The sequence below is a fragment of the Stutzerimonas stutzeri genome (genome assembly GCF_024448955.1).
GTDB classification, from domain to species: domain Bacteria; phylum Pseudomonadota; class Gammaproteobacteria; order Pseudomonadales; family Pseudomonadaceae; genus Stutzerimonas; species Stutzerimonas stutzeri_AQ.
The window spans coordinates 41,124-60,779 of record NZ_JAMOIH010000014.1 but is presented as its reverse complement, the minus strand read 5'-3'; the positions used below and the strand labels follow the sequence as shown (position 1 = coordinate 60,779).

General features: G+C 59.8%; 21 protein-coding genes. 14 read left to right on the top strand and 7 right to left on the bottom strand.

Features of this window, described 5'->3' with window-relative positions; genetic code table 11:
• Window positions 1-250 precede the first annotated feature (250 nt).
• Window positions 251-1,381, top strand: a complete 1,131-nt coding sequence (locus tag NA645_RS15355; RefSeq protein ID WP_256049635.1) for a GGDEF domain-containing protein — start codon at window positions 251-253, stop codon at window positions 1,379-1,381.
• The gene (locus NA645_RS15350) at window positions 1,374-2,309 is read left to right on the top strand and encodes an iron-sulfur-binding ferredoxin reductase (RefSeq protein ID WP_256049634.1); all 936 of its coding nucleotides are present in this window, start codon (window positions 1,374-1,376) and stop codon (window positions 2,307-2,309) included. Before NA645_RS15355 ends, NA645_RS15350 begins: the two co-directional genes overlap by 8 nt.
• Window positions 2,310-2,386: 77 nt before the next feature.
• On the opposite strand, the gene pyk is transcribed toward NA645_RS15350, so the two are convergent.
• Window positions 2,387-3,841 carry a pyruvate kinase gene (gene pyk, locus NA645_RS15345; RefSeq protein ID WP_131650712.1) on the bottom strand — a complete coding sequence of 485 codons (1,455 nt, stop codon included), beginning with the start codon at window positions 3,839-3,841 and terminating at the stop codon, window positions 2,387-2,389.
• A gap of 165 nt (window positions 3,842-4,006) precedes the next feature.
• Here pyk and NA645_RS15340 point away from each other — a divergent pair, with 165 nt between their 5' ends.
• The 4 genes from NA645_RS15340 to sbcB all read left to right on the top strand — a co-directional run bounded on the left by NA645_RS15340 (window position 4,007) and on the right by sbcB (window position 6,887).
• The gene (locus NA645_RS15340; protein WP_256049633.1) at window positions 4,007-4,384 is read left to right on the top strand and encodes a tetratricopeptide repeat protein; all 378 of its coding nucleotides are present in this window, start codon (window positions 4,007-4,009) and stop codon (window positions 4,382-4,384) included.
• Between the two features lie 37 nt (window positions 4,385-4,421).
• On the top strand, window positions 4,422-4,850 hold the full coding sequence (locus tag NA645_RS15335) for a DUF4124 domain-containing protein (protein WP_256049632.1): 429 nt from the start codon (window positions 4,422-4,424) through the stop codon (window positions 4,848-4,850).
• Between the two features lie 48 nt (window positions 4,851-4,898).
• Window positions 4,899-5,333 carry a PilZ domain-containing protein gene (locus NA645_RS15330; protein ID WP_256049631.1) on the top strand — a complete coding sequence of 145 codons (435 nt, stop codon included), beginning with the start codon at window positions 4,899-4,901 and terminating at the stop codon, window positions 5,331-5,333.
• Between the two features lie 129 nt (window positions 5,334-5,462).
• Complete coding sequence (gene sbcB / locus NA645_RS15325; protein ID WP_256049630.1) at window positions 5,463-6,887, top strand: exodeoxyribonuclease I; 1,425 nt, start codon at window positions 5,463-5,465, stop codon at window positions 6,885-6,887.
• A gap of 79 nt (window positions 6,888-6,966) precedes the next feature.
• Here sbcB and mvaT read toward each other — a convergent pair whose 3' ends face one another.
• Window positions 6,967-7,344: a histone-like nucleoid-structuring protein MvaT gene (gene mvaT, locus NA645_RS15320; RefSeq protein ID WP_256049629.1), complete on the bottom strand. Its 378-nt coding sequence runs from the start codon at window positions 7,342-7,344 to the stop codon at window positions 6,967-6,969.
• A 414-nt stretch (window positions 7,345-7,758) separates the two neighbouring features.
• On the opposite strand from mvaT, the gene purU reads away from it, so the two are divergent.
• The 3 genes from purU to NA645_RS15305 all read left to right on the top strand — a co-directional run bounded on the left by purU (window position 7,759) and on the right by NA645_RS15305 (window position 10,359).
• On the top strand, window positions 7,759-8,610 hold the full coding sequence (gene purU / locus NA645_RS15315; protein WP_131650706.1) for a formyltetrahydrofolate deformylase: 852 nt from the start codon (window positions 7,759-7,761) through the stop codon (window positions 8,608-8,610).
• Between the two features lie 27 nt (window positions 8,611-8,637).
• Window positions 8,638-8,829 (top strand): hypothetical protein, encoded by a 192-nt coding sequence (locus tag NA645_RS15310; RefSeq protein ID WP_256049628.1) that lies wholly within the window; start codon window positions 8,638-8,640, stop codon window positions 8,827-8,829.
• A 63-nt stretch (window positions 8,830-8,892) separates the two neighbouring features.
• Entirely contained in the window at window positions 8,893-10,359 is a 1,467-nt protein-coding gene (locus tag NA645_RS15305) for a helicase HerA-like domain-containing protein (protein WP_256049626.1), read from the top strand.
• A gap of 71 nt (window positions 10,360-10,430) precedes the next feature.
• Here NA645_RS15305 and NA645_RS15300 read toward each other — a convergent pair whose 3' ends face one another.
• The 3 genes from NA645_RS15300 to yaaA form a co-directional block, all read right to left on the bottom strand.
• Complete coding sequence (locus NA645_RS15300) at window positions 10,431-10,640, bottom strand: hypothetical protein (protein WP_256049625.1); 210 nt, start codon at window positions 10,638-10,640, stop codon at window positions 10,431-10,433.
• A 326-nt stretch (window positions 10,641-10,966) separates the two neighbouring features.
• A complete protein-coding gene (locus NA645_RS15295) occupies window positions 10,967-12,412 on the bottom strand; it encodes a mannose-1-phosphate guanylyltransferase/mannose-6-phosphate isomerase (protein ID WP_131650702.1) in 1,446 nt (481 codons plus the stop codon).
• 676 nt (window positions 12,413-13,088) lie between these two features.
• Window positions 13,089-13,865 (bottom strand): peroxide stress protein YaaA, encoded by a 777-nt coding sequence (gene yaaA / locus NA645_RS15290; RefSeq protein ID WP_256049624.1) that lies wholly within the window; start codon window positions 13,863-13,865, stop codon window positions 13,089-13,091.
• Between the two features lie 139 nt (window positions 13,866-14,004).
• On the opposite strand from yaaA, the gene dmeF reads away from it, so the two are divergent.
• The 5 genes from dmeF to moaE all read left to right on the top strand — a co-directional run bounded on the left by dmeF (window position 14,005) and on the right by moaE (window position 17,893).
• The gene (gene dmeF, locus NA645_RS15285; RefSeq protein WP_256049623.1) at window positions 14,005-14,952 is read left to right on the top strand and encodes a CDF family Co(II)/Ni(II) efflux transporter DmeF; all 948 of its coding nucleotides are present in this window, start codon (window positions 14,005-14,007) and stop codon (window positions 14,950-14,952) included.
• A gap of 261 nt (window positions 14,953-15,213) precedes the next feature.
• Entirely contained in the window at window positions 15,214-16,602 is a 1,389-nt protein-coding gene (locus tag NA645_RS15280) for a PhoH family protein (RefSeq protein ID WP_256049621.1), read from the top strand.
• Between the two features lie 121 nt (window positions 16,603-16,723).
• Window positions 16,724-17,194, top strand: coding sequence for a cyclic pyranopterin monophosphate synthase MoaC (gene moaC, locus NA645_RS15275; RefSeq protein WP_256049620.1), 471 nt, complete (start codon window positions 16,724-16,726; stop codon window positions 17,192-17,194).
• Complete coding sequence (locus NA645_RS15270) at window positions 17,191-17,439, top strand: MoaD/ThiS family protein (RefSeq protein ID WP_256049619.1); 249 nt, start codon at window positions 17,191-17,193, stop codon at window positions 17,437-17,439. The genes moaC and NA645_RS15270 overlap by 4 nt, the downstream gene beginning before the upstream one ends.
• Window position 17,440: 1 nt before the next feature.
• Window positions 17,441-17,893: a molybdopterin synthase catalytic subunit MoaE gene (gene moaE, locus NA645_RS15265; protein WP_256049618.1), complete on the top strand. Its 453-nt coding sequence runs from the start codon at window positions 17,441-17,443 to the stop codon at window positions 17,891-17,893.
• Window positions 17,894-17,895: 2 nt separating this feature from the next.
• Here the strand turns inward: moaE and NA645_RS15260 are convergent, their stop codons facing one another.
• Together NA645_RS15260 and rhlB are read right to left on the bottom strand one after the other, a co-directional pair.
• A complete protein-coding gene (locus NA645_RS15260; protein WP_256049617.1) occupies window positions 17,896-18,060 on the bottom strand; it encodes a hypothetical protein in 165 nt (54 codons plus the stop codon).
• A gap of 154 nt (window positions 18,061-18,214) precedes the next feature.
• Entirely contained in the window at window positions 18,215-19,630 is a 1,416-nt protein-coding gene (gene rhlB, locus NA645_RS15255; RefSeq protein WP_256049616.1) for an ATP-dependent RNA helicase RhlB, read from the bottom strand.
• Between the last annotated feature and the right edge of the window lie 26 nt (window positions 19,631-19,656).

The following is a 19,656-nucleotide window of genomic DNA, read 5'->3' as shown; positions in this document are numbered from 1 at the left end:
ACACAGACGGACCAAAGGTGAAGGGATGCACAGAGGAACCGGGGCGGCGCGGCCGTCAATCGATCAACAAACGAGAGAACGAGCCGCAGGCTTCATACAGGCGCAAGGCATATGAAGGTTCGTTGGCAGGCGACCGAATGGTCGCAATCGAGTCGATCGATATCTCGCCGCCGCATCGAAACGGCTGCTTATGGGCTTTTTCGCTCGGCCAGCGTAAAGTGCGTCGAATTGCCACTATGGGATGGATTCCATGCGCACGCTTCGTGATGAAGGCGATCAGCAGGCGCTTCAGCAACTAGTGACCAAACGTTTCGGCATGGCGGCCGGAACCTATGGGCTTGCTTTGCTTTTGACCTGGATCACCGTTGCCGGTGGGTTCTACCAGGCGCCGCTGGACACGGCGATAGTCGGTTCGGTGATGATTCTGGCCAGCCAGCTGGTGTTCTTCGGGATCTTCTACCGAGGCCACAATCTGCGCTTTCGCGACCCCAGCCTGACCGAACCGCAGGTGCTGGTTGCGCTGGTCTGGCTGACCTTCTTTCTGTTCAATCTCGGCGACAACCGCGGCTCGTTGCTGGTGCTTTATGTGCTTGTGCTGATGTTTGCGGTATTCCTCCATCCAAAGGTCTTCACCCGCTACGCCGTGCTGGCGTTGCTCAGTTTCGTCGGCATGTCGTTGTATGACGCTCAGCTGGGGCAACTGCGCGACCCAGAGGTGGCGTTGCTGCAGACCGGTGTGTTGTTGGTCACTTTGATCTGGATGTGCCTGTTCGTCGGGTACGTCTACAAGCTGCGTCAGCGCATGCGCCAGCGTCGTTTCGCTCTCCAGGCGCATCAGGAGACGCTGCGTGGCATGATGCGGCAGCTGGAGGATCTGGCGTCCACGGACGAGCTGACTGGGCTGTACAACCGCCGGCATTTTCTCCGGCGAGCCGAGGATGAGCTGAACCGATTGCGTGCCGGGCACAGGTCTGGTCTCGCCCTGATCGATCTTGATCATTTCAAACGGATCAATGACCTGCACGGACACGCCACAGGTGATCGTGTGCTGCAGACCTTCGCCTCGGTGGCACGCTCTTGTCTACGCGACGGCGACATACTCGCTCGTTACGGCGGCGAGGAGTTCGTGTTGCTACTGCCGCACACCGACGCCGAGCAGTTCAGTGCCTGTTGTGAGCGCCTGCGCGAGGCGTTCGCCAATGCCCAGCCTTTGGATGTGAATATACAGGCGGGACATCTCAGCTTGTCGGTGGGGCTTACCTTGCTTAACGCAGGCGATGATCTGGGCGATGCTCTGCAGCGGGCGGACGAGGCGCTGTACCGCGCCAAGGAAAGTGGACGCAACCGCTGTGAGGCAAGCTGGGCGGCTGTCAGTGCCTGATATCCGCTGCGGGGCGCGGTCCTGGAGCGTGAGCGAGGGCAGCAACCTGCTCGATGCACTTAACGGCGCGGGTTTGAACGTGCCTTACAGCTGCCGGGCGGGGAATTGCCACGCTTGCCTGGTACGTTGCCTGACGGGTGAACCGCAGGATGCTCGTCCGGATGCGCTCGATAGCGGTAAGCGTCTGCAGGGTTGGCGGCTCGCCTGCCAATGCACCGTGACCGACAACCTCGAAGTGGCCCCGTTCGATCCCCAGCGAGAAGGGATTGCGACGCGCGTGGAGGCGCTCGACTGGTGTGCTGAAAACATCCTTCGGCTGCGGCTGATGCCCGAACGCCCCGTGCGCTACCGCGCTGGTCAGCATGCGCTGCTGTGGACTGACAATGGCATCGCGAGGCCCTATTCGCTGGCCAGCCTTCCGGGTGAAGAACCCTGGCTCGAGTTTCACCTGGATTGCGCCAGACCCGGAGCCTTCAGCGAGGCGGCGCGCAGCCTGATCCTCGGCGATAGCCTGCGTCTCGGCCAGCTGCACCAAGGCGCGCTGCATTACGACGTCGGCTGGCAGACCCAGCCCTTACTGTTACTGGCTGCCGGCACTGGGCTTGCGCCGCTCTGGTCCATCTTGCGCGAAGCGCTGCGGCAGGGGCATACCGGGCCTGTCCGGCTGCTGCATTTCTATCGGGGTGAATCCTATCTGCGAGCGGAACTGGAGTGCCTCGCTGGGCAGCACGAAAATCTGATCGTGGAATATTTCGAGCGGAGGCAGGTGCAGGACGTGCTGCAAGCGCTGCGCGTAGCGTCGCGGCAGGCGCGGGTTTTGATCTGTGGCGGCGCCGCTTTCGTCGAGGAAAGCGCCAAGCACATGTTTCTGGCGGGGATAGCCCGAGGTCAAATTCTGAGCGATGCGTTCCTGGTCCGTCAGGCCTGAGCGAGGACGGCCGCGATTGGTTGAAAATGAAGCGTGCCGAAAGGCATGGCACACGCGCCATGCCTTCGGCGTGGTTGTCAGCTCAGCGGATCGCCGACGCGCAGGATCTTCATGGTGTTGGTGCCGCCGGTGGAGTCGTGATAGCTGTCGCCCTTGGTCAGGATGACCCAATCACCCGGCTGCACGATGTTGCGCTTGACCAGTTCGTCTACCGCCGCCTGGCTGACTTTGTCGGCCGGCAGTGCGGCAGGGTCGAACGGAACGGTCTGCACGCCGCGGAACAGCGCCACGCGGGCCTGGGCATCGCGATGCGGGGTGAAGGCGAAGATCGGCACCGAGGAGCGGATGCGCGACATGATCAGCGTGGTATACCCGCTTTCGGTCAGGCTGATGATCGCTTTGACGCCCGGGAAATGGTTGGCGGTGTACATCGCCGCCAACGCGGTGCTTTCATCGCTGCGCTCGAAGCGCTGGCCGAGACGGTGGCCGGACTTGATGCTAGTCGGATGTTTCTCGGCGCCGACGCAGACGCGCGCCATCGCCTTGATCGCCTCGATCGGGTATTCGCCGGCGGCGCTTTCAGCCGAGAGCATGACCGCATCGGTGTAGTCGAGCACGGCGTTGGCTACATCGGAAACCTCAGCACGGGTCGGCATCGGGCTCTGGATCATCGACTCCATCATCTGGGTCGCGGTGATCACCACCTTGTTGTTGCGACGTGCGTGGAGAATGATCTTCTTCTGGATGCCCACCAGCTCGGCATCGCCGATTTCCACGCCCAGGTCGCCGCGAGCGACCATCACGCCATCGCTGGCACGGATCAGTCCGTCGAGGGCCTCGTCGTCGGCGACCGCCTCGGCGCGCTCGATCTTGGCGATCAGCCAGGCGCTGGAGCCGGCCTCGTCGCGCAGGCGGCGGGCCAGTTCCATGTCTGCGGCGTCGCGCGGGAATGAGACAGCCAGGTAGTCCAGCTGAAGATCTGCGGCCAGCTTGATGTCGGCCTTGTCCTTGGCGGTCAACGCGGGTGCGGTCAGGCCGCCGCCGCGACGGTTGATGCCTTTGTTGTCCGACAGCGGACCGCCGATCAGCACGGTGCAGTGCAATTCATCGGCGGTCGTCGCGTCGACGCGCATGACCACACGGCCATCGTCGAGCAGCAGCTCGTCGCCGACGCTGCAATCCTTGACCAGATCCGGATAGTCGATGCCGACCACTTCCTGGTTGCCCGCGTCGCGCGGGTGGGTGACGGAGAAGCGAAAGCTGTCGCCTTCGGCCAGCTCGATGCGCTTGTTGGTGAACTTGGCGATGCGAATCTTCGGTCCCTGCAGGTCGCCCAGCAGCGCGACGAAGCGGCCATGACGTGCGGCGATATCCCGTACCAGTTGCGCCCGGGCGCGATGCTCATCCGGCGCACCATGAGAGAAGTTCAGGCGCGCGACATCGAGTCCGGCCAGGATCATTTTTTCCAGTACTTCCGGCGAGCTGCTGGCCGGGCCTAGCGTGGCGACGATTTTGGTACGGCGCGAAGTCATTCATTGCTCCTTTTTCTGAATGGGCCGGAGGCTACTATGGCGTGCGGCTGTAGTCATCGTTGGCTTTCACTACTCTTTAAGGGGCGGGACGGCACATCGTTCGGCGCCGAGCGGGCTGCAGTTTTTCTCGTCATGGTCGATAAGCCGGCATCGGAGGATTAACCCATGCGAACCCTTGCCATTCTTTTTCTGGCCACTCTCAGCGTAGGCTGTAGCAGCAGAAGTGCACTCGACCGCCATCTGGATGCCGCCTATACCCATTACCGCAACGGCGATTGCGACAAGGTGATGCTCGAACTCTCCCAAGCCGAGCGTCGCAGTCGTCCGCGTGACAACCTTCAGCCGGAAATTTCGCTGTTGCGTGGCCAATGCCTGGAGCGCCAAGGCTTGTTCGTCGATGCGGTGGAAACCTACCGATTTATCCAGGCCCGTTATCCAGGGAGCGAATATGCCTTCCGTGGCCGCGCCAGACTGGAGACGTTGCGTCAGTTGGGGCACTATCAACCCGAGGAGCGGGTAGTGACCCATCCCGTCAAACCGTGAGCCGAGCTGGTCATCGTGACCGGGCGGGAAGGAACCCATGCGTATCGCACCCATACTGTTCGCAGCCCTGCTGGCCGCGCCGTGTGCAACGGCTGGTATTTACCGCTGGGTAGACTCCCAGGGAAATGTACATTTCGGCTCGCAGCCGCGCGCCGGTGCTGAGCAGGTCGAGGTGCGACCGCAGGTCATCGAGCGTGACGATGCGACCCGCGAGCGGGAAGCGCGTACCGAACGATTCCACGAGGCCCGTCGGCAAGAGCAGCAGGTGGCCGATGAGGCCGCCAGTGCACGCCGCGCCGAGCGCGAGCAGACGTGCCGTCAGTTGCGTCAGGAATTGTCAAGTCTGTCCCGAGGTGGCCGCTACTTTCGTGCCGATGCAAACGGAGGACGGGTCTACTACAGTGATGAGGAGATAGGGGCGGCGCGGCGGCAGTTGGCCAGTCGTATCAGTCAGAGCTGCAGCTGAGCGGCTGGCGATGGTCACGGCGATCAAACGTGCGGCAGGCAGGGAACGATGAACATGACCAATCAGCGCAGTATCCAGCGGCACCAGTTGCCGTATTACCTCAACGTTTTCAATCGTTTCACCGACAAGCCACTGGGTTTCATCGGCAACCTTTCAGAGACCGGGCTGATGCTCATCAGTCCCTATCCGATGATGGTCGATGCGCGCTTCGAGATGCGCCTGAAGATTCCCGGTCAGCATGGCCAGCTGCGTTGCGTCGACTTCAGCGCAACCTGCCGCTGGTCTCGTGAGGACGTCACGCCGGGCAGCTTCGATTCCGGCTTCGAACTGATCTCCGCGCCCAGCGAAATACGTCACATGATCGACGCGCTGCATCATTACTTCAGCTTTCGTCCGGTGTCGAGTATCCCGCCGGCCCGTCTGCCGCTCAACGATGCTCCACGGCGCACGACCGTCGACGAGGACCATTACCACGGTGGCTGAGTGATTCGGTTGCGTGGCTTGCCGGGCTTTGGCGAGTAGCGCTCTACGTCCCCGGCTCGTGGTTCCCGTCAGCACGCCGGAAATGGGGCGCTGCTAGACTGGCGTCCGAACACCGATAGGGACGCCCACGTGACATCCAGCATCTTCTGGTATGACTTTGAAACCACCGGTATTTCCCCGCGTTGCGACCGGCCGCTGCAGGTTGCCGGTATCCGTACCAACGAGGCGTTGGAGGAAATTGGCGAGCCGCTGAATATCTATTGCCGCCTCAGCGACGACATCCTGCCGCATCCGACTGCGTGTCTGGTAACCGGCATCACCCCCACGACCTTAGCCGAGAAAGGTCTATGTGAGGCGGAGTTCATTACTCGCCTGCATCAGGAACTGGCGCTACCGGGTACCTGTGGTGCGGGTTACAACACGCTGCGTTTCGATGACGAAGTGCTGCGCTACAGCCTGTACCGCAACTTCTTCGACCCGTATGCACGCGAATGGCAAAGCGGCAACAGCCGTTGGGATCTGATCGATCTGGTTCGCACCGCTTATGCACTGCGCCCCGAAGGGCTGGTCTGGCCGGAGGAGGATGGACGTGTGACGCTCAAGCTGGAGCGCCTCAGTGCGGCCAACGGCCTCGAACATCTACAGGCGCATGACGCGTTATCGGACGTGCGAGCAACCATCGCACTGGCCCGTTTGGTACGGGATCGTCAGCCCCGGCTCTATGACTACCTGTACAGGTTGCGCCGCAAGAATGCAGTCATCGAGCAGATCGAGCTTTTGAAACCGATGGTTCATATATCGGGGCGCTTTTCTGCCGCTCGGCATTATCTCTCCATAGTTCTGCCGCTGGCCTGGCATCCACGCAATCGCAACGCACTGATTGTTTGCGACCTCAACTCCGAATGCTCACCTTTGTGGGAAGAAACTTCCGACGATCTTCGCGAGCGGCTGTATACCCGGCGGGAAGATCTTGGCGAGAAACTGCCAACACCGCTGAAACTGGTGCACCTGAACCGCTGCCCTGTATTGGCGCCCATGAATGTATTGCGCGAATCGGATATCGATCGCCTGGGTCTGGATCTGCAATGTTGCGAAACCAGGGCGCGCGATTTGCGCAGCCGAAAGGCCGAATGGAGCGAGAAGCTCGCCGATATTTATCAGGAGCAGGGCTTCGCTGACTTAGCGGATCCTGAACAACAACTGTATGACGGGTTCCTGGGCGAGCGTGATCGGCGTCTGTGCGAACAGGTCAGAAATCTGGTGCCGACTCAAACGAGCGAAGTGCCGCCGTTTGATGATGCGCGTCTACCGGAACTGCATTTTCGTTACCGCGCACGCAACTTTCCTGAATACCTTTCGGCAGCCGAGAAGCAGCAATGGGATGAGTTCTGCCGGCAACGCTTAACCGCGCCCGAGTTTGGGGCGCCCAATACGCTGGAGCAATTCGAAAGTAGCCTGCAGGCGCAGTTGACGACCGCGACCTCGCAGCAGGCGCAGCTACTTCAGCAATGGGCTTCGTATGCCCAGGGCTTGCGTGAGCGGTACCTTCGCTGATTTGAGCGGACACAAAAAAGCCATTTGATCCACATGCGTGGCATGAGGCGTCAGATGGCTTTCAGCTGTAGCGGGATAATTAGCCGAGCAGAGTGGCCCAGCCTTCAACCTCTTCCGAGCCCCACTGCGCTTTCCACTCTTTCAGCGTCTTGTGATTACCACCTTTGGTTTCAATCACTTCGCCATTATGCGGATTCTTGTATTGCTTGACACGACGGGCGCGCTTGGTTGCGGCTGGTGCCTTTGCGGTACGTTGTGTCTTGCTGTTTCGGGCATCCGGATCAAGCAGCGCAATGATGTCGCGAAGCGATTTTTGATATTCGCCCATCAGTTCACGCAGTTTGCCTTCGAATTCAAGCTCTTTTTTCAGCTTGTCGTCTGCAGAAAGAGATTTCAGGCGTTCCTGCAGTTCCTTGATGGCTTCTTCAGTGGCGCGGTATTCATTGATTAGCGACATGTCACTTCCTTGGTATAGGTTTGAACGCAAGTGTTGGCAATCATAGACAGCCGCAATGCTCAAGTAAATATAGCGTTGAATAAAGTTTGACTATGGTTCTCTTTGGAATTGGCCGTTAAAGCCGTTCAGTTAGTCTTCGGCGAGATAATTCTTCCTAAAGTTAACGCTACGTCAGGTCCCGGTTATCAGGCGCTCCGCTCTGCATAGGCGGAATCGCTGTTCGCGACACAATATTACGAACCAGAATGGGGCGCTGCGTAGGATAACCCTCAGGTTATTGGGGTTTCATGTGTACCTAAAATGGTGGCCCGGCGGCGAACAACGGGGAAGGGTGCGCGCTGGTGCGAACATGTGGTTACGGTTTTCTTCGCTGCGCTAGAATGCGCCACCTTTTTATAGCCGGAGTTAACTTTCATGCGCACGTTCAGGCTGGTTATTGCCTGCCCCGATGGCGTTGGCATTGTCGCCAAGGTCAGTAATTTCCTGGCCACTTACAATGGGTGGATCACCGAAGCCAATCATCACTCCGATCATCAGAGTGGCTGGTTTTTCATGCGTCATGAAATCCGTGCCGATTCGTTGCCATTCGATCTTGCAGGTTTTCATCAGGCGTTCGCGCCGATAGCGCGTGAGTTTTCCATGGAGTGGCGCATTACCGACTCGGAACAGCGCAAGCGTGTGGTGCTGATGGCCAGTCGCGAGTCGCATTGTCTGGCCGATCTGCTGCACAGATGGCACAGCGGTGAGCTGGATTGCGATATCCCCTGCGTGATATCCAATCACGACGACCTGCGCAGCATGGTCGAGTGGCATGGAATTCCGTTCTTCCATGTGCCGGTCAAGCCAGGACACAAGGAAGAGGCGTTTGCTGAGGTGTCGCGTCTGGTGCGTGAACATCAGGCCGATGTGATAGTGCTTGCCCGCTACATGCAGATCCTTCCGGCCGAGCTGTGTGAAGAGTTCGCGCAGCGCGTGATCAACATCCACCACAGCTTCCTGCCTTCGTTCGTAGGGGCCAAGCCCTACCATCAGGCTGCGCAGCGAGGGGTCAAACTGATCGGCGCAACCTGCCATTACGTGACCGAAGAGCTGGATGCCGGGCCGATCATCGAGCAGGACGTGGTGCGTGTCAGTCACCGCGACAGCATCGAGGACATGGTGCGGCTGGGCAAAGACGTGGAAAAGATGGTGCTGTCGCGTGGCTTGCGCTATCACTTGCAAGAGCGTGTGCTGGTTCACGGCAACAAGACCCTGGTATTCAACTGACCACCGCTTTTCGGTACGGGAGGATGCATGACCGATCCATTGGCAAAGGCCGGTGCTAGCGCGCCGCCGATCATTGGGAGTGGTTGTACCCAGCGCTACGATCCGGAGCATCTCGGCCCTGAACTCGGAACCGACTTTCCTGGCGCCGAAGCGTTGTGGAAACAGCGAACTGCTGCTGAGGTCGCCGCCGCCTCGGCGCCGCCGCCAGCGACTGAATAATGGGTGAGACGCCCGGCTGGCGTTGCTCGGCCATCCACGGTTTTCCGTTCTGGAGACGGTCAGATGAAACATAACGATCGCGTCGTGCTGGGTGCGGATGCCACCGGTGAGGCCAATACCCATCCGCTTCGCCTGATCAATCGTCACGGGCTTGTCGCCGGCGCGACGGGGACTGGCAAGACGGTGACCCTGCAGCGACTCGCCGAGCAATTTAGCAATGCGGGCATTTCCGTGTTCGCGGCGGATATCAAGGGCGATCTGTGCGGGCTGGGTGCAGCTGGAGCGCCCCAGGGAAAGATTGCCGAGCGCATCGCCGACATGCCTTGGCTCGCTCACCAACCGCAGGCCTATCCCGTGACGCTCTGGGACGTGTATGGCCTGAGCGGACATCCGCTGCGCACCACGCTTACCGAAATGGGCCCGCTGCTGCTGGGCAGCTTGCTCGAGTTGACAGATAGCCAGCAGGCCGCGCTCTACGCAGCGTTCAAGGTGGCTGATCGGGAAGGCCTGTTGCTTCTGGATCTGAAGGACCTCAAGGCACTGCTCGGTCACCTTAAGGCGCAACCCGAGGTGTTGGGTGAGGATGCGGCGCTGCTGACCAATGCGTCGTCACAGGCATTGCTGCGGCGGCTGGCGGGCCTGGAGCAGCAGGGCGCCGAAGCGTTGTTCGGTGAGCCGGCGCTGGCGCTGGAAGATATCCTTCAGCCTGCGCACGATGGGCGCGGTAGGATTCATCTGCTGGATGCAAGCCGGTTGGTGCATCAGGCGCCGAAGGTCTACGCGACCTTCCTGCTGTGGTTATTGGCCGAGCTGTTCGAGCAATTGCCCGAGCGCGGCGATGCGGACCGTCCGCTGCTGGCGTTGTTCTTCGATGAGGCGCACCTGCTGTTCAATGACACCCCGAAAGCGCTGCAGGACAGATTGGTTCAGGTCGTTCGGCTGATTCGCTCCAAAGGTGTGGGCGTCTATTTCGTTACCCAGTCGCCGGCGGATCTGCCAGATGATGTTTTGGCGCAGCTGGGGCTGCGTATCCAGCATGGGTTGCGGGCCTACACGGTCAAGGAACAGAAGGCTTTGCGTGCGGTAGCCGAGGGTTTCCGAGCCAACCCAGCATTTTCTGCGCTGGACTCGCTGGTCGACCTCGGAATCGGTGAGGCGCTGGTGGGCGGGCTCGAAGACAATGGCACGCCGGCCATGGCTCAGCGCGTGGCTATCGCTCCGCCAGAGTCGAGGGTGGGACCGCTCGACGAAGCGGAAAGGGGTGCGCTGATTGCCAACTCACCGTTGCGCACACGCTACGACAAGGCAATCGATCGGGAGTCCGCCTATGAAATCCTGCGCGAGCGGGCAGGGCAGGCAAGCAAGATCGAGCCACAGAAGAACACCCCGGCATCAAAGAATGAAGCAGGTGACGCTTTCGGTGATCTTGCCGAGCGAATGTTCAAGAGCGCCATGCGCCAAGCGGCGTCGCAATTAGGGCGGCAATTGGCAAGGGGTTTGATGGGCTCGTTGCTCGGTGGGAAGCGCTGACCGGAAAAACAAAGAAGGGTGGTTCGGCTCGGGTCGCTTTGAATAGCAATCGGGCCGAGCTCCGAAGAGCTTTATTCGGTCTCGGATACCTTTTGCGATAGTTCTTTTTCTATTTTTTCCAATTCTTTCTGGAATACCTGATCGTGAACTGTCTGCTTTTTCCGCCAAGGCTTGCGTTCGGGGTCAGGCTGCGCGGCGTAGGTGGTTACTTCGCCCCCATATACGGTCTGGAAGCGCTTGGCCTGCCGTTCCAGTTCGGCGCGTAATTCGTCTTTGGTCACTCTTTATCTTTCCTTCCTATAGTTTCGGCGCCGATGCACTGACCGAATGCCGATAGCGGCACGGGCAGATAAGTCTGGCGATGGCTTTATTTAATGGGCTGGCCGGCTGCTTTGCAAGCATGGGGCATGAACAAGTGTATGCGAAAGTTATCGCAAGGCGCTGGGCTAACAGATTTTCAGCGTAACGCCCGATGATTCGATGGTGTTTCATGCCTATGTAACAGCTATGTTTCGCCTGAACTGAGTATTCTTCAAATGGAGCTGCACTTCGTTCAGATACGACAAAGCCGCGCCTGACGCTGGCGCGGCTTTTGGTGCGGCGTGATTCAGCGGGCCGAATGGCTTGCTACATCGTCACGGGCGCGACCGTATACGTCGTCCAGTCGCTCGATGTCGTCTTCGCCGAGATAGCTGCCCGACTGAACTTCGATGATCTCCAGCGGAATCTTGCCGGGGTTGGCCAGCCGGTGAATGGAAGTCACCGGGATATAGGTCGACTGGTTCTCGGTCAGCAGGAAGGTCTTGTCATTGCAGGTCACCTGGGCGGTGCCGGATACGACGATCCAGTGCTCAGCGCGGTGATGGTGCATTTGCAGGGAAAGCTGCGCGCCCGGGTTGACGCATATCCGCTTGACCTGGAAGCGACCGCCCATATCGACCGAGTCATACCAGCCCCAAGGGCGATACACCGCGCAATGGTTCACCGTTTCGGAGCGCTTCATGTCATCGAGCTTGTTCACCAGCTTCTTGACGTCCTGAACCTTATCCTTGTGCGCGATCATCGTCGCGTCTTTGGTTTCGACCACTACGATATTGTCCAGGCCGACCACGGTTACCAGTTTGCCGTTGCCGTGAACGAGGCAGTTGCGACTGTCTTCGACGATCACGTCGCCTCTGGTCACGTTGCCGTTCTCGTCCTTTTCCAACACGTCCCACAGCGATGACCAGGAGCCAACGTCGCTCCAGCCTGCCGACATGGGCACAACGCAGGCCAGTTCGGTCTTTTCCATCACTGCGTAGTCGATCGAGTTGTCTGGACAGCAGGCGAAGGTCTCCGGATCGATCAGGACTTCATTACCATTTTTAGCGCTGCGCTCCAGCGCGGCCCAGCAGGTGTCGTAGATGTCCGGGTCATGTTTTTTCAGTTCTTCCAGGAATACGCTGGCGCGGAACAGGAACATGCCGCTGTTCCAATAGTAATCACCCGACTCGACATATTGCTGGGCACGCGCTTCGTCAGGTTTCTCGACGAAGTTGGTGACGCGGTTGACGCCTTCCGGCAAACCATTGCGCTCGTTGTGATCGCACTTGATGTAGCCATAACCGGTCTCGGGGCTGGTCGCGGGGATGCCGAACAGCACCATCTCGCCGTTTTCCGCCGCGTTCGTGGCAAGCGCCAGCGAGCGCTGGAATGCCTTGTGGTCTTCGATCACATGATCCGCCGGCAGAACCAGCAAGAGTTCATCGCGGCCTTCTTCAATCAGCTTCATCGCCGCGATGGCGATTGCCGGTGCGGTATTGCGGCCGAAAGGCTCGAGCATAAGGCCCTGAATGCTCAGCTTGCGTGCGGCCAGTTGCTCCTTGACGATAAAGCGGTGCTCCTGGTTGCAAACCAGCAGAGGCGGCTGCATGCCTTCGAAAGCGAGCCGCTCGATGGTTTGCTGGAACAGCGTTTGCTCAGCCGTGAGGGCGAGAAACTGCTTGGGGAACGCTTTGCGCGAAAGAGGCCAGAGCCGGGAACCGCTACCGCCTGAGAGGATGACCGGAATCATGTTGTTTCTCCTGAATCGTTGAGAAGGGGAGTTCTTCTTGTCCATTTGGCTGCACGGATTCGTGCGCGTCCTACGCTTCTGGTTGGCCTTCAGCTGCGGCTCGCCGCCAGGCTCTTTTTTCCAGCAATGAAATTGCCTTCGGAGCCACCGCGTGGTCCGAGCATGGAATATGTGGTGTTGTCTGGACCGCAGACGCTCTTGGTGCTGCGGCGCTGATCACCGCTCCGAAATGGGTGGCCGCAAGCCCTCCAATCCGATACGGGCAGATGTGCACTGTTTTCGGCTGCGCTCCGCCCCACTGATTGTGGCGCGTGAGGCAAATGGCGGTGAGTCCCTGTCTTGCTTCGGTCTGATCTCAGCGGATCATATGCAACGACCGTAGAGGGCCACTCTGGCTGATCCGTTGAGCTCTGTTTTGAAATCCACTGCACGTTCATGTGCGACGTCCCTTTCCATCTGGAAATGCCGGTACGCGCTTATGATTGCCGGTGCCTTCGGATAGTTCCCTGAGTAGCTGCCGCTGATCGGGGAGTTTTTTAGAATTGACGAATAAAGCTCCCCAGGCCGCGAGCTAGACGGCTATGGACGCAGGGAGCATGGAATCAGCGATGAATGGCAGGGCGGGAGGGAGCGGAAGAACCTCGCGGCTTTCATCCGCCGCGAGGGGAAGGCGGGCTCAGGACTGAACGTCGCGCAAAAACACCAAATGGTCGCTGGATGAGTCAGACGGACTGTAACGATAGCCATCGTAAGCGAAATCCTTCAGTTGCTCGGGCTGCTCAATGCGCTCTTTGATCACATAGCGACTCATCAAGCCGCGCGCTTTCTTGGCGTAGAAACTGATGATCTTGTACTGGCCGTTCTTCATGTCCTTGAAGTCGACGTCGATGACGCGGGCATTCAAGGCCTTGCGTTTGACCGCGCCGAAATACTCATTCGAAGCCAGGTTGAGCAGGACGTCATCGCCTTGCGCCGCCAATGCGTCGTTTAGCCAGTTGCTGATGCGTTCGCCCCAGAAGGCATACAGGTCCTTGCCTCGGCTGTTGACCAGTTTGGTGCCCATCTCCAGTCGGTAGGGTTGCATCAAATCGAGTGGACGCAGGACTCCGTAAAGCCCAGACAGCATGCGCAGGCGCTTCTGGGCGAAATCGAAATCCGCTTCGGAAAAGTCGCTTGCATTCAGCCCTGTGTAGACATCGCCCTTGAACGCGAGAAGCGCTTGCTTGGCGTTGGCCGGCGTGAACTCGGGTGTCCAACTGCCGTAGCGGGCAACGTTCAGGGCGGCGAGCTTGTCCGAGAGGTGCATCAGTTCGCCGACGTGTTGCGGCGACAGTTCGCGCAACCGTTCGATCAACTGCTGGGCGTGGTCGAGATGCTCGGGTTGAGTGAAGCGTTTGGTCGTTGGCGGGGAGTCGTAATCCAGGGTCTTGGCCGGCGATATCACCATCAGCATGCATTGATCCTCCTTCGAAGGGCGCTGATTCTAGGCTTTATCGATGCTGCGGCTCCACCTATGGGCTCGATTAACCAAAAGCTTGACCTTGCCGTGGAGGGAAGAGACAAGCTCGGCATGCCGGATTCAGGAGCGCTTTATGACCCACTGCAATCATTCACATTGGAAGCCGTCCCATGACTATCGTCCGCTCGAACAAGGGGCCGAGCGACAGACCTGGGCGGTCGTGGTGCTGACCGGGTTGACCATGGCGGCGGAGATCGCCGCTGGCTACCTGTTCAATTCCATGGCGCTGCTCGCCGATGGCTGGCATATGGCGTCCCACATGGTGGCCATCGGTATGGCGGCGATCGCTTACCTGCTGGCGCGCCGCTACGCCAATGATCGGCGCTTCGCGTTCGGGACCTGGAAAATCGAGGTTCTTGCGGGATTCGCGAGTGCGGTGCTGCTGGTCGTGGTGGCGCTGATGATGATCGTCGAGTCGCTGTCGCGCTTCTGGTCGCCAGCGCAGATCGGGTTCGACGAGGCGCTGTGGGTGGCGTTCATCGGGCTGGCCGTGAACCTGCTGTCGGCCTGGTTGTTGCGCGAGCAGCATGATCACCACGGCCACGGCCACGGCCACGGCCATGAGGCGGCGCCAGGGCGGGATCTCAATCGCCACGCGGCCTTCGTTCACGTGTTGACCGACGGGCTGACGTCAGTCGCTGCGATCACCGCTCTGTTGGGAGGCAAGTATTTCGGCTGGAACTGGCTGGACCCGCTGATGGGCATCATCGGGGCGGTGGTCATTCTGGTCTGGGCCAAAGGGCTGTTGCGAGACACCGGCAAGGCGCTACTGGATCGGGAGATGGATGATCCACTGGTGCAGCGCGTGCAGAAGCGTTTGGAGGCGGTGCCCGATACCGAGGTGACCGACCTGCACCTGTGGCGAGTAGGCCGTGCGCAATACAGTTGCGTTGTCACGCTCGTCACCCATCAGGCGTATTCGGCTGATCGCTACAAAGCCGAGCTGGCGGGCTTCTCGGAGTTGGTTCACGTGACGGCGGAGGTGAACCGGTGCGGCAAAAGTGTCCAGGTTGATTATTGAGCCTAGTCAGCGTCTGGAAGCCCGCCAAGCGTAATTCGTCGTTTCGATAAAAAAACGTCGGCGAATGGAAAAAGACTTTTTCCTGTCATCAATTTTGCGGTATTACGACATCAAGACCGCCGAAACCTGCACTCACAGGTGGCGGCCTCTGGGTGGCCCCAAGCCCCTGCCCCCCAAGTCCGCTCACCTTGCGCACGGTGGTTTTTCTGCGGCGGAGAGCATTCGGCTCTCCGTCGTCCGGCTCCGAAAAGGTGATCGTGTATGGATGACTACGGCAGACCCCGCGCTACTCAGCCCACCCTTTACGTTCTCGATACCAACGTTCTGATTCACGACCCCAACGCGATATTGAATTTCCAGGAACACCAGGTCGCCATTCCGATGACGGTTCTGGAAGAGCTGGACAAGCTCAAGACCGGCAAGCACACCGTGGCGGCTGAATGCCGCCAGGCGATCCGTCTGATCGACAAGGTGCTTGGCGACGCGACGCCCGAGGAGGTCGAACTCGGCGTACCGATCCAGCGCGAGAAGAGCGGGCCCTGCGGCAGCCTGTCGATTCTCATGAGCAAGGGTGCCGACTCCAGCGCGCTACCGGAAGACCTCAACGACAACAAGATCATCAACCAGGTCGTGGACCTGCAGCGGCGTCGCACGGGCGTTCCGGTGGTGCTGGTCACCAATGACATCAACATGCGGTTGAAGGCGCGGGCATGTGGTGTGGCCTCGGAGGATTACCATACCGACAAGCTGGTGGACGACGTGGGCCAGCTGTCGCGCGGTTATCACAGCCTGAGCGGATCGTTCTGGGATCGCGTCAGCAAGGTCGAGACCCATCAGGGACATGGGCGAACCTGGCACCGTGTACAGCTAATCGACAATCTGCCGGCCGTGCACATCAACGAGTTCATCCTCGACGAGCAGGGCTTCGTCGGTTGGATCAAGGGCATCAAGGCGGACGAGCTGCTCTTGCTCGACATGCATCAGGAGCCGTTGCTGCATCAGGAGGCCTGGGGGCTTCGTCCGCGCGATATCCACCAGGCACTGGCGTTGTTCGCCTTGCTCGATCCGGACATTCATCTGGTCAATCTGTCGGGTGCAGCGGGCTCCGGCAAGACCATCCTGGCGTTGGCCGCCGCCATCGAGCAGACCGTGGCGAACAAGCGTTACCGCCGGATCATCGCGACGCGCAGCGTACAGGGCCTGGATGAGGACATCGGCTTCCTGCCGGGCACAGAAGCGGAAAAGATGGAGCCCTGGCTCGGCGCGATCACCGATAACCTCGAAGCACTGCACATGGATGACGAGAACACCCACGGCAGTGTCGACTACATCCTGCAAAAGGTGCCGCTGCAGTTCAAATCGCTCAATTACATCCGCGGGCGCAGCTTCCAGCAGAGCCTGATCCTCATCGACGAGTGCCAGAACCTCACGCCGCACCAGATGAAGACCATCATCACGCGGGCAGGCAGCGGGTCGAAGGTGGTGTGTCTGGGGAACCTGGCGCAGATCGACACGCCCTATCTGTCTGCTACCAGTTCGGGACTGACCTATCTCACGGAGCGCTTCAAAGATTTCCCGCACGGTATGCATATCACATTGCAGGGCGTTCCTCGCTCGGTGCTCGCCGAGTACGCCGAGGCGCATATGTAACGAAAGCCGGAAGGCTCGATAACAGCGCTGGAAAGCTGGCGATGGTGGCTTCTTCATTTCGTCCAGCCTCCAGCTTTCATCGGTTAGACTGCGGCCTGTCCCAATAAAAAGAAGGTCAGCAATGCTCACCCATCTCGATTCCCAGGGGCGGGCCAACATGGTCGACGTTACCGCCAAGGCCGTTACGGCGCGTGAGGCGGTGGCGGAGGCAAAGGTCCGCATGCTTCCCGAAACCCTGCAGATGATTCAGCAGGGCGGGCACCCAAAGGGCGACGTATTCGCGGTCGCCCGTATCGCCGGCATCCAGGCGGCAAAGAAGACCCATGAACTGATCCCACTCTGCCATCCCTTGCTGCTGACCAGCATCAAGGTCGATTTGCAGCCCGAAGGGGACGACTGCGTGCGCATTCAGGCGCGTTGCAAGCTGGCCGGCCAGACCGGTGTGGAAATGGAAGCGCTGACCGCGGCAAGCATTGCCGCCTTGACCATTTACGACATGTGCAAAGCCGTCGATAAGGGCATGGTCGTGGAAGGCGTGCGGCTGCTGGAAAAGCTGGGCGGGAAAAGCGGACATTGGCAGGTGGCGACATGATTCAAGTGCAATATTTCGCTCGCTATCGCGAAACCCTTGGGCTCGATGCCGAGCAACTGGAATGGAACGCATCGCTTCGGCACGTGGACGATCTCAGGCAGCAGCTGCTGGCACGCGGCGAGGAATGGTCGGTACTGAGCGAGGGGGGGCTGATGTGCGCGCGCAATCAGGAGCTGTGCGGACTCGACGAGCCGCTGGCCGACGGCGACGAAGTGGCATTCTTTCCCACCGTGACCGGAGGTTGATATGAGCGTGCGTGTCCAGCATGACCCGTTCGATCCGGGCGCCGAGCTCAATGCGCTACACGCCGCGAACCTAGGCATCGGCGCAGTAACCAGCTTCGTCGGCTATGTTCGCGATTTCAACGATGGGCATGATGTCGCCGGTATGTTTCTCGAGCACGCGCCGGGAATGACGGAAAAGGCGTTGCAGAAGATCGTCGAGGAGGCGACTGCGCGATGGCCCTTGCTCAAGCTGGAGATCCTGCACCGGGTCGGACGACTCGAGCCAGGTGAGCCGATCGTCTTCGTCGGCGCAACCAGTGCACACCGCGAAGCGGCATTCGATGGTTGCCGCTTCGTCATGGATTACCTGAAGACTCGAGCGCCGTTCTGGAAGAAGGAAGACACCCCGTCCGGCCCGCGCTGGGTCGAAGGGCGCTGTAGCGACCAAGCCGCCGCCGAGCGGTGGAGGCAGTAACGTCAGCCGAAGGTGATCTGCAGTTTGTAGAACAAGGTAGAAAGCATCGACAGGATGCCCAGCCCGAGTAGCGCGACACCCCATCCCCGCTCGCGAAAGTTGAACCCGGCGCCCATCAGGATGAAGCTCGCGATGATTAGCATCAGCATGATGTCGATGTCGACCATGTCTTGGCTCCTGCTGTGAATGGTTTCCTTCACTGTAGGTGCTTATCGGACTTGCTGGGTGATTTGCGTCAGTTCGACTGCAGTGACAGGGCAATACAGGCATAAAAAAGGCGAAGCCGCAGCGGCTTCGCCTTTTTTGTTTTTCTAGGAGTATTCAGCGCTTGGGCGGAACGGGCGCCAGGAGCTCTGCGGGTGGCATTTCACAGCTGATGCTGCGGCCCAGCAATGCTTCGATAGCCGGCAGGGCGAACGCGTCATCCTCGCCGGCAAAGCTGATCGAGGTGCCGCTGGCGCCGGCTCGACCGGTGCGGCCGATGCGGTGCACGTAGTCGTCTGGCACTTCCGGCAGAGTGAAGTTGATCACGTGGCTGATTCCGTCGACATGGATGCCGCGTCCGGCCACGTCAGTTGCCACCATGACGCGAATCTTGCCCTCGCGGAAACCTTCGAGCGCGCGGATTCGCTTGTGCTGGGGCACGTCGCCGGACATCTGCACGGCGCTGATACCGTCGCGGGTGAGGCGTTCCTCGATACGGCGAACCTCGTCCTTGCGATTGGCGAACACCATCACACGAGTCCAGTCATTCTGTGTGATCAGGTTGTAGAGCAGCTTGTACTTGTCGCTGCCCGCTACGGCGTAGACGTGTTGCTCGACCGTATCACTCGCAACGTTAACCGCTTCGATCTCAACGATCGCCGGATCGGTAGTCCATTGCTTGGCGAGGTTCATCACGTCGTCGGTGAAGGTGGCGGAAAACAGTAGTGTCTGACGCTCGCTCTTGGGCGGCGTCTGGCGAATGATCTGGCGAACCTGGGGGATGAAGCCCATGTCGAGCATGCGGTCGGCTTCGTCGAGTACCAGCACTTCGACCATGTCCAGATGCACTTCGCCTCGCTGGTTGAAGTCCAGCAGACGTCCCGGCGTAGCCACAAGAATGTCGCAATAGCGGGACTCCAGCGCCTTGAGTTGCTTGTCGAAGTCCATGCCGCCGACAAAGCTCATCACGTTCAAGCCGGTGTACTTGGTCAGGTTCAGTGCGTCGTTGGCAATCTGCACCACCAGTTCGCGAGTCGGCGCAATGATCAGCGCCCGCGGCTCACCCATGTAGCGGTCGCTGGGCGGCGGCGTCTGCAACAGCTGGGTGATGGTGGAAATCAGGAAGGCCGCAGTTTTGCCGGTGCCGGTCTGGGCGCGGCCGATCGCATCGCGACCTTTGAGCGTGAACCCCAGAACCTGAGCCTGGATCGGCGTGCAATACGGAAAGCCCAGGTCGTGAATAGCGTGCATCAACTCGGGGGCGAGTTTGAAGTCATGGAAACGTGTCTTGCCTTCGGCCGGTTCGACCTGGAAATCTTCCAGTTTCCAGGCAGGGGCGGGCGGCGGTGCGGCGGGTTTGCGTGAGCGCTCTCGGCGAGGCTTGGGCGCTGCTGCTGCGTCGACCAACTGCTCGGTTGTTTCGGGGCGCGCAGGGCGAGGAGTGTCGATAGGTGTCGAGGTATCGCTGGCAGGCTGGGCGGCTGGGAGCTCTGCCGGACCTTTGCCAAAAATTTTCTTGAGTGCTTTGAGCACGGTTTCCGTCTCTGTCTATAAGGTTC

What these genes read in the sequence shown, in the direction of transcription:
- NA645_RS15305 (WP_256049626.1), top strand. Translation starts at nt 8,893, where the DNA reads ATGAAACATAACGATCGCGTCGTGCTGGGTGCGGATGCCACCGGTGAG.
- NA645_RS15355 (WP_256049635.1), top strand. Translation starts at nt 251, where the DNA reads ATGCGCACGCTTCGTGATGAAGGCGATCAGCAGGCGCTTCAGCAACTA.
- moaE (WP_256049618.1), top strand. Translation starts at nt 17,441, where the DNA reads ATGAGCGTGCGTGTCCAGCATGACCCGTTCGATCCGGGCGCCGAGCTC.
- NA645_RS15335 (WP_256049632.1), top strand. Translation starts at nt 4,422, where the DNA reads ATGCGTATCGCACCCATACTGTTCGCAGCCCTGCTGGCCGCGCCGTGT.
- NA645_RS15295 (WP_131650702.1), bottom strand. Translation starts at nt 12,412, where the DNA reads ATGATTCCGGTCATCCTCTCAGGCGGTAGCGGTTCCCGGCTCTGGCCT.
- moaC (WP_256049620.1), top strand. Translation starts at nt 16,724, where the DNA reads ATGCTCACCCATCTCGATTCCCAGGGGCGGGCCAACATGGTCGACGTT.
- purU (WP_131650706.1), top strand. Translation starts at nt 7,759, where the DNA reads ATGCGCACGTTCAGGCTGGTTATTGCCTGCCCCGATGGCGTTGGCATT.
- mvaT (WP_256049629.1), bottom strand. Translation starts at nt 7,344, where the DNA reads ATGTCGCTAATCAATGAATACCGCGCCACTGAAGAAGCCATCAAGGAA.
- NA645_RS15340 (WP_256049633.1), top strand. Translation starts at nt 4,007, where the DNA reads ATGCGAACCCTTGCCATTCTTTTTCTGGCCACTCTCAGCGTAGGCTGT.
- NA645_RS15260 (WP_256049617.1), bottom strand. Translation starts at nt 18,060, where the DNA reads ATGGTCGACATCGACATCATGCTGATGCTAATCATCGCGAGCTTCATC.
- NA645_RS15270 (WP_256049619.1), top strand. Translation starts at nt 17,191, where the DNA reads ATGATTCAAGTGCAATATTTCGCTCGCTATCGCGAAACCCTTGGGCTC.
- dmeF (WP_256049623.1), top strand. Translation starts at nt 14,005, where the DNA reads ATGACCCACTGCAATCATTCACATTGGAAGCCGTCCCATGACTATCGT.
- NA645_RS15330 (WP_256049631.1), top strand. Translation starts at nt 4,899, where the DNA reads ATGAACATGACCAATCAGCGCAGTATCCAGCGGCACCAGTTGCCGTAT.
- NA645_RS15310 (WP_256049628.1), top strand. Translation starts at nt 8,638, where the DNA reads ATGACCGATCCATTGGCAAAGGCCGGTGCTAGCGCGCCGCCGATCATT.
- yaaA (WP_256049624.1), bottom strand. Translation starts at nt 13,865, where the DNA reads ATGCTGATGGTGATATCGCCGGCCAAGACCCTGGATTACGACTCCCCG.
- NA645_RS15280 (WP_256049621.1), top strand. Translation starts at nt 15,214, where the DNA reads ATGGATGACTACGGCAGACCCCGCGCTACTCAGCCCACCCTTTACGTT.
- pyk (WP_131650712.1), bottom strand. Translation starts at nt 3,841, where the DNA reads ATGACTTCGCGCCGTACCAAAATCGTCGCCACGCTAGGCCCGGCCAGC.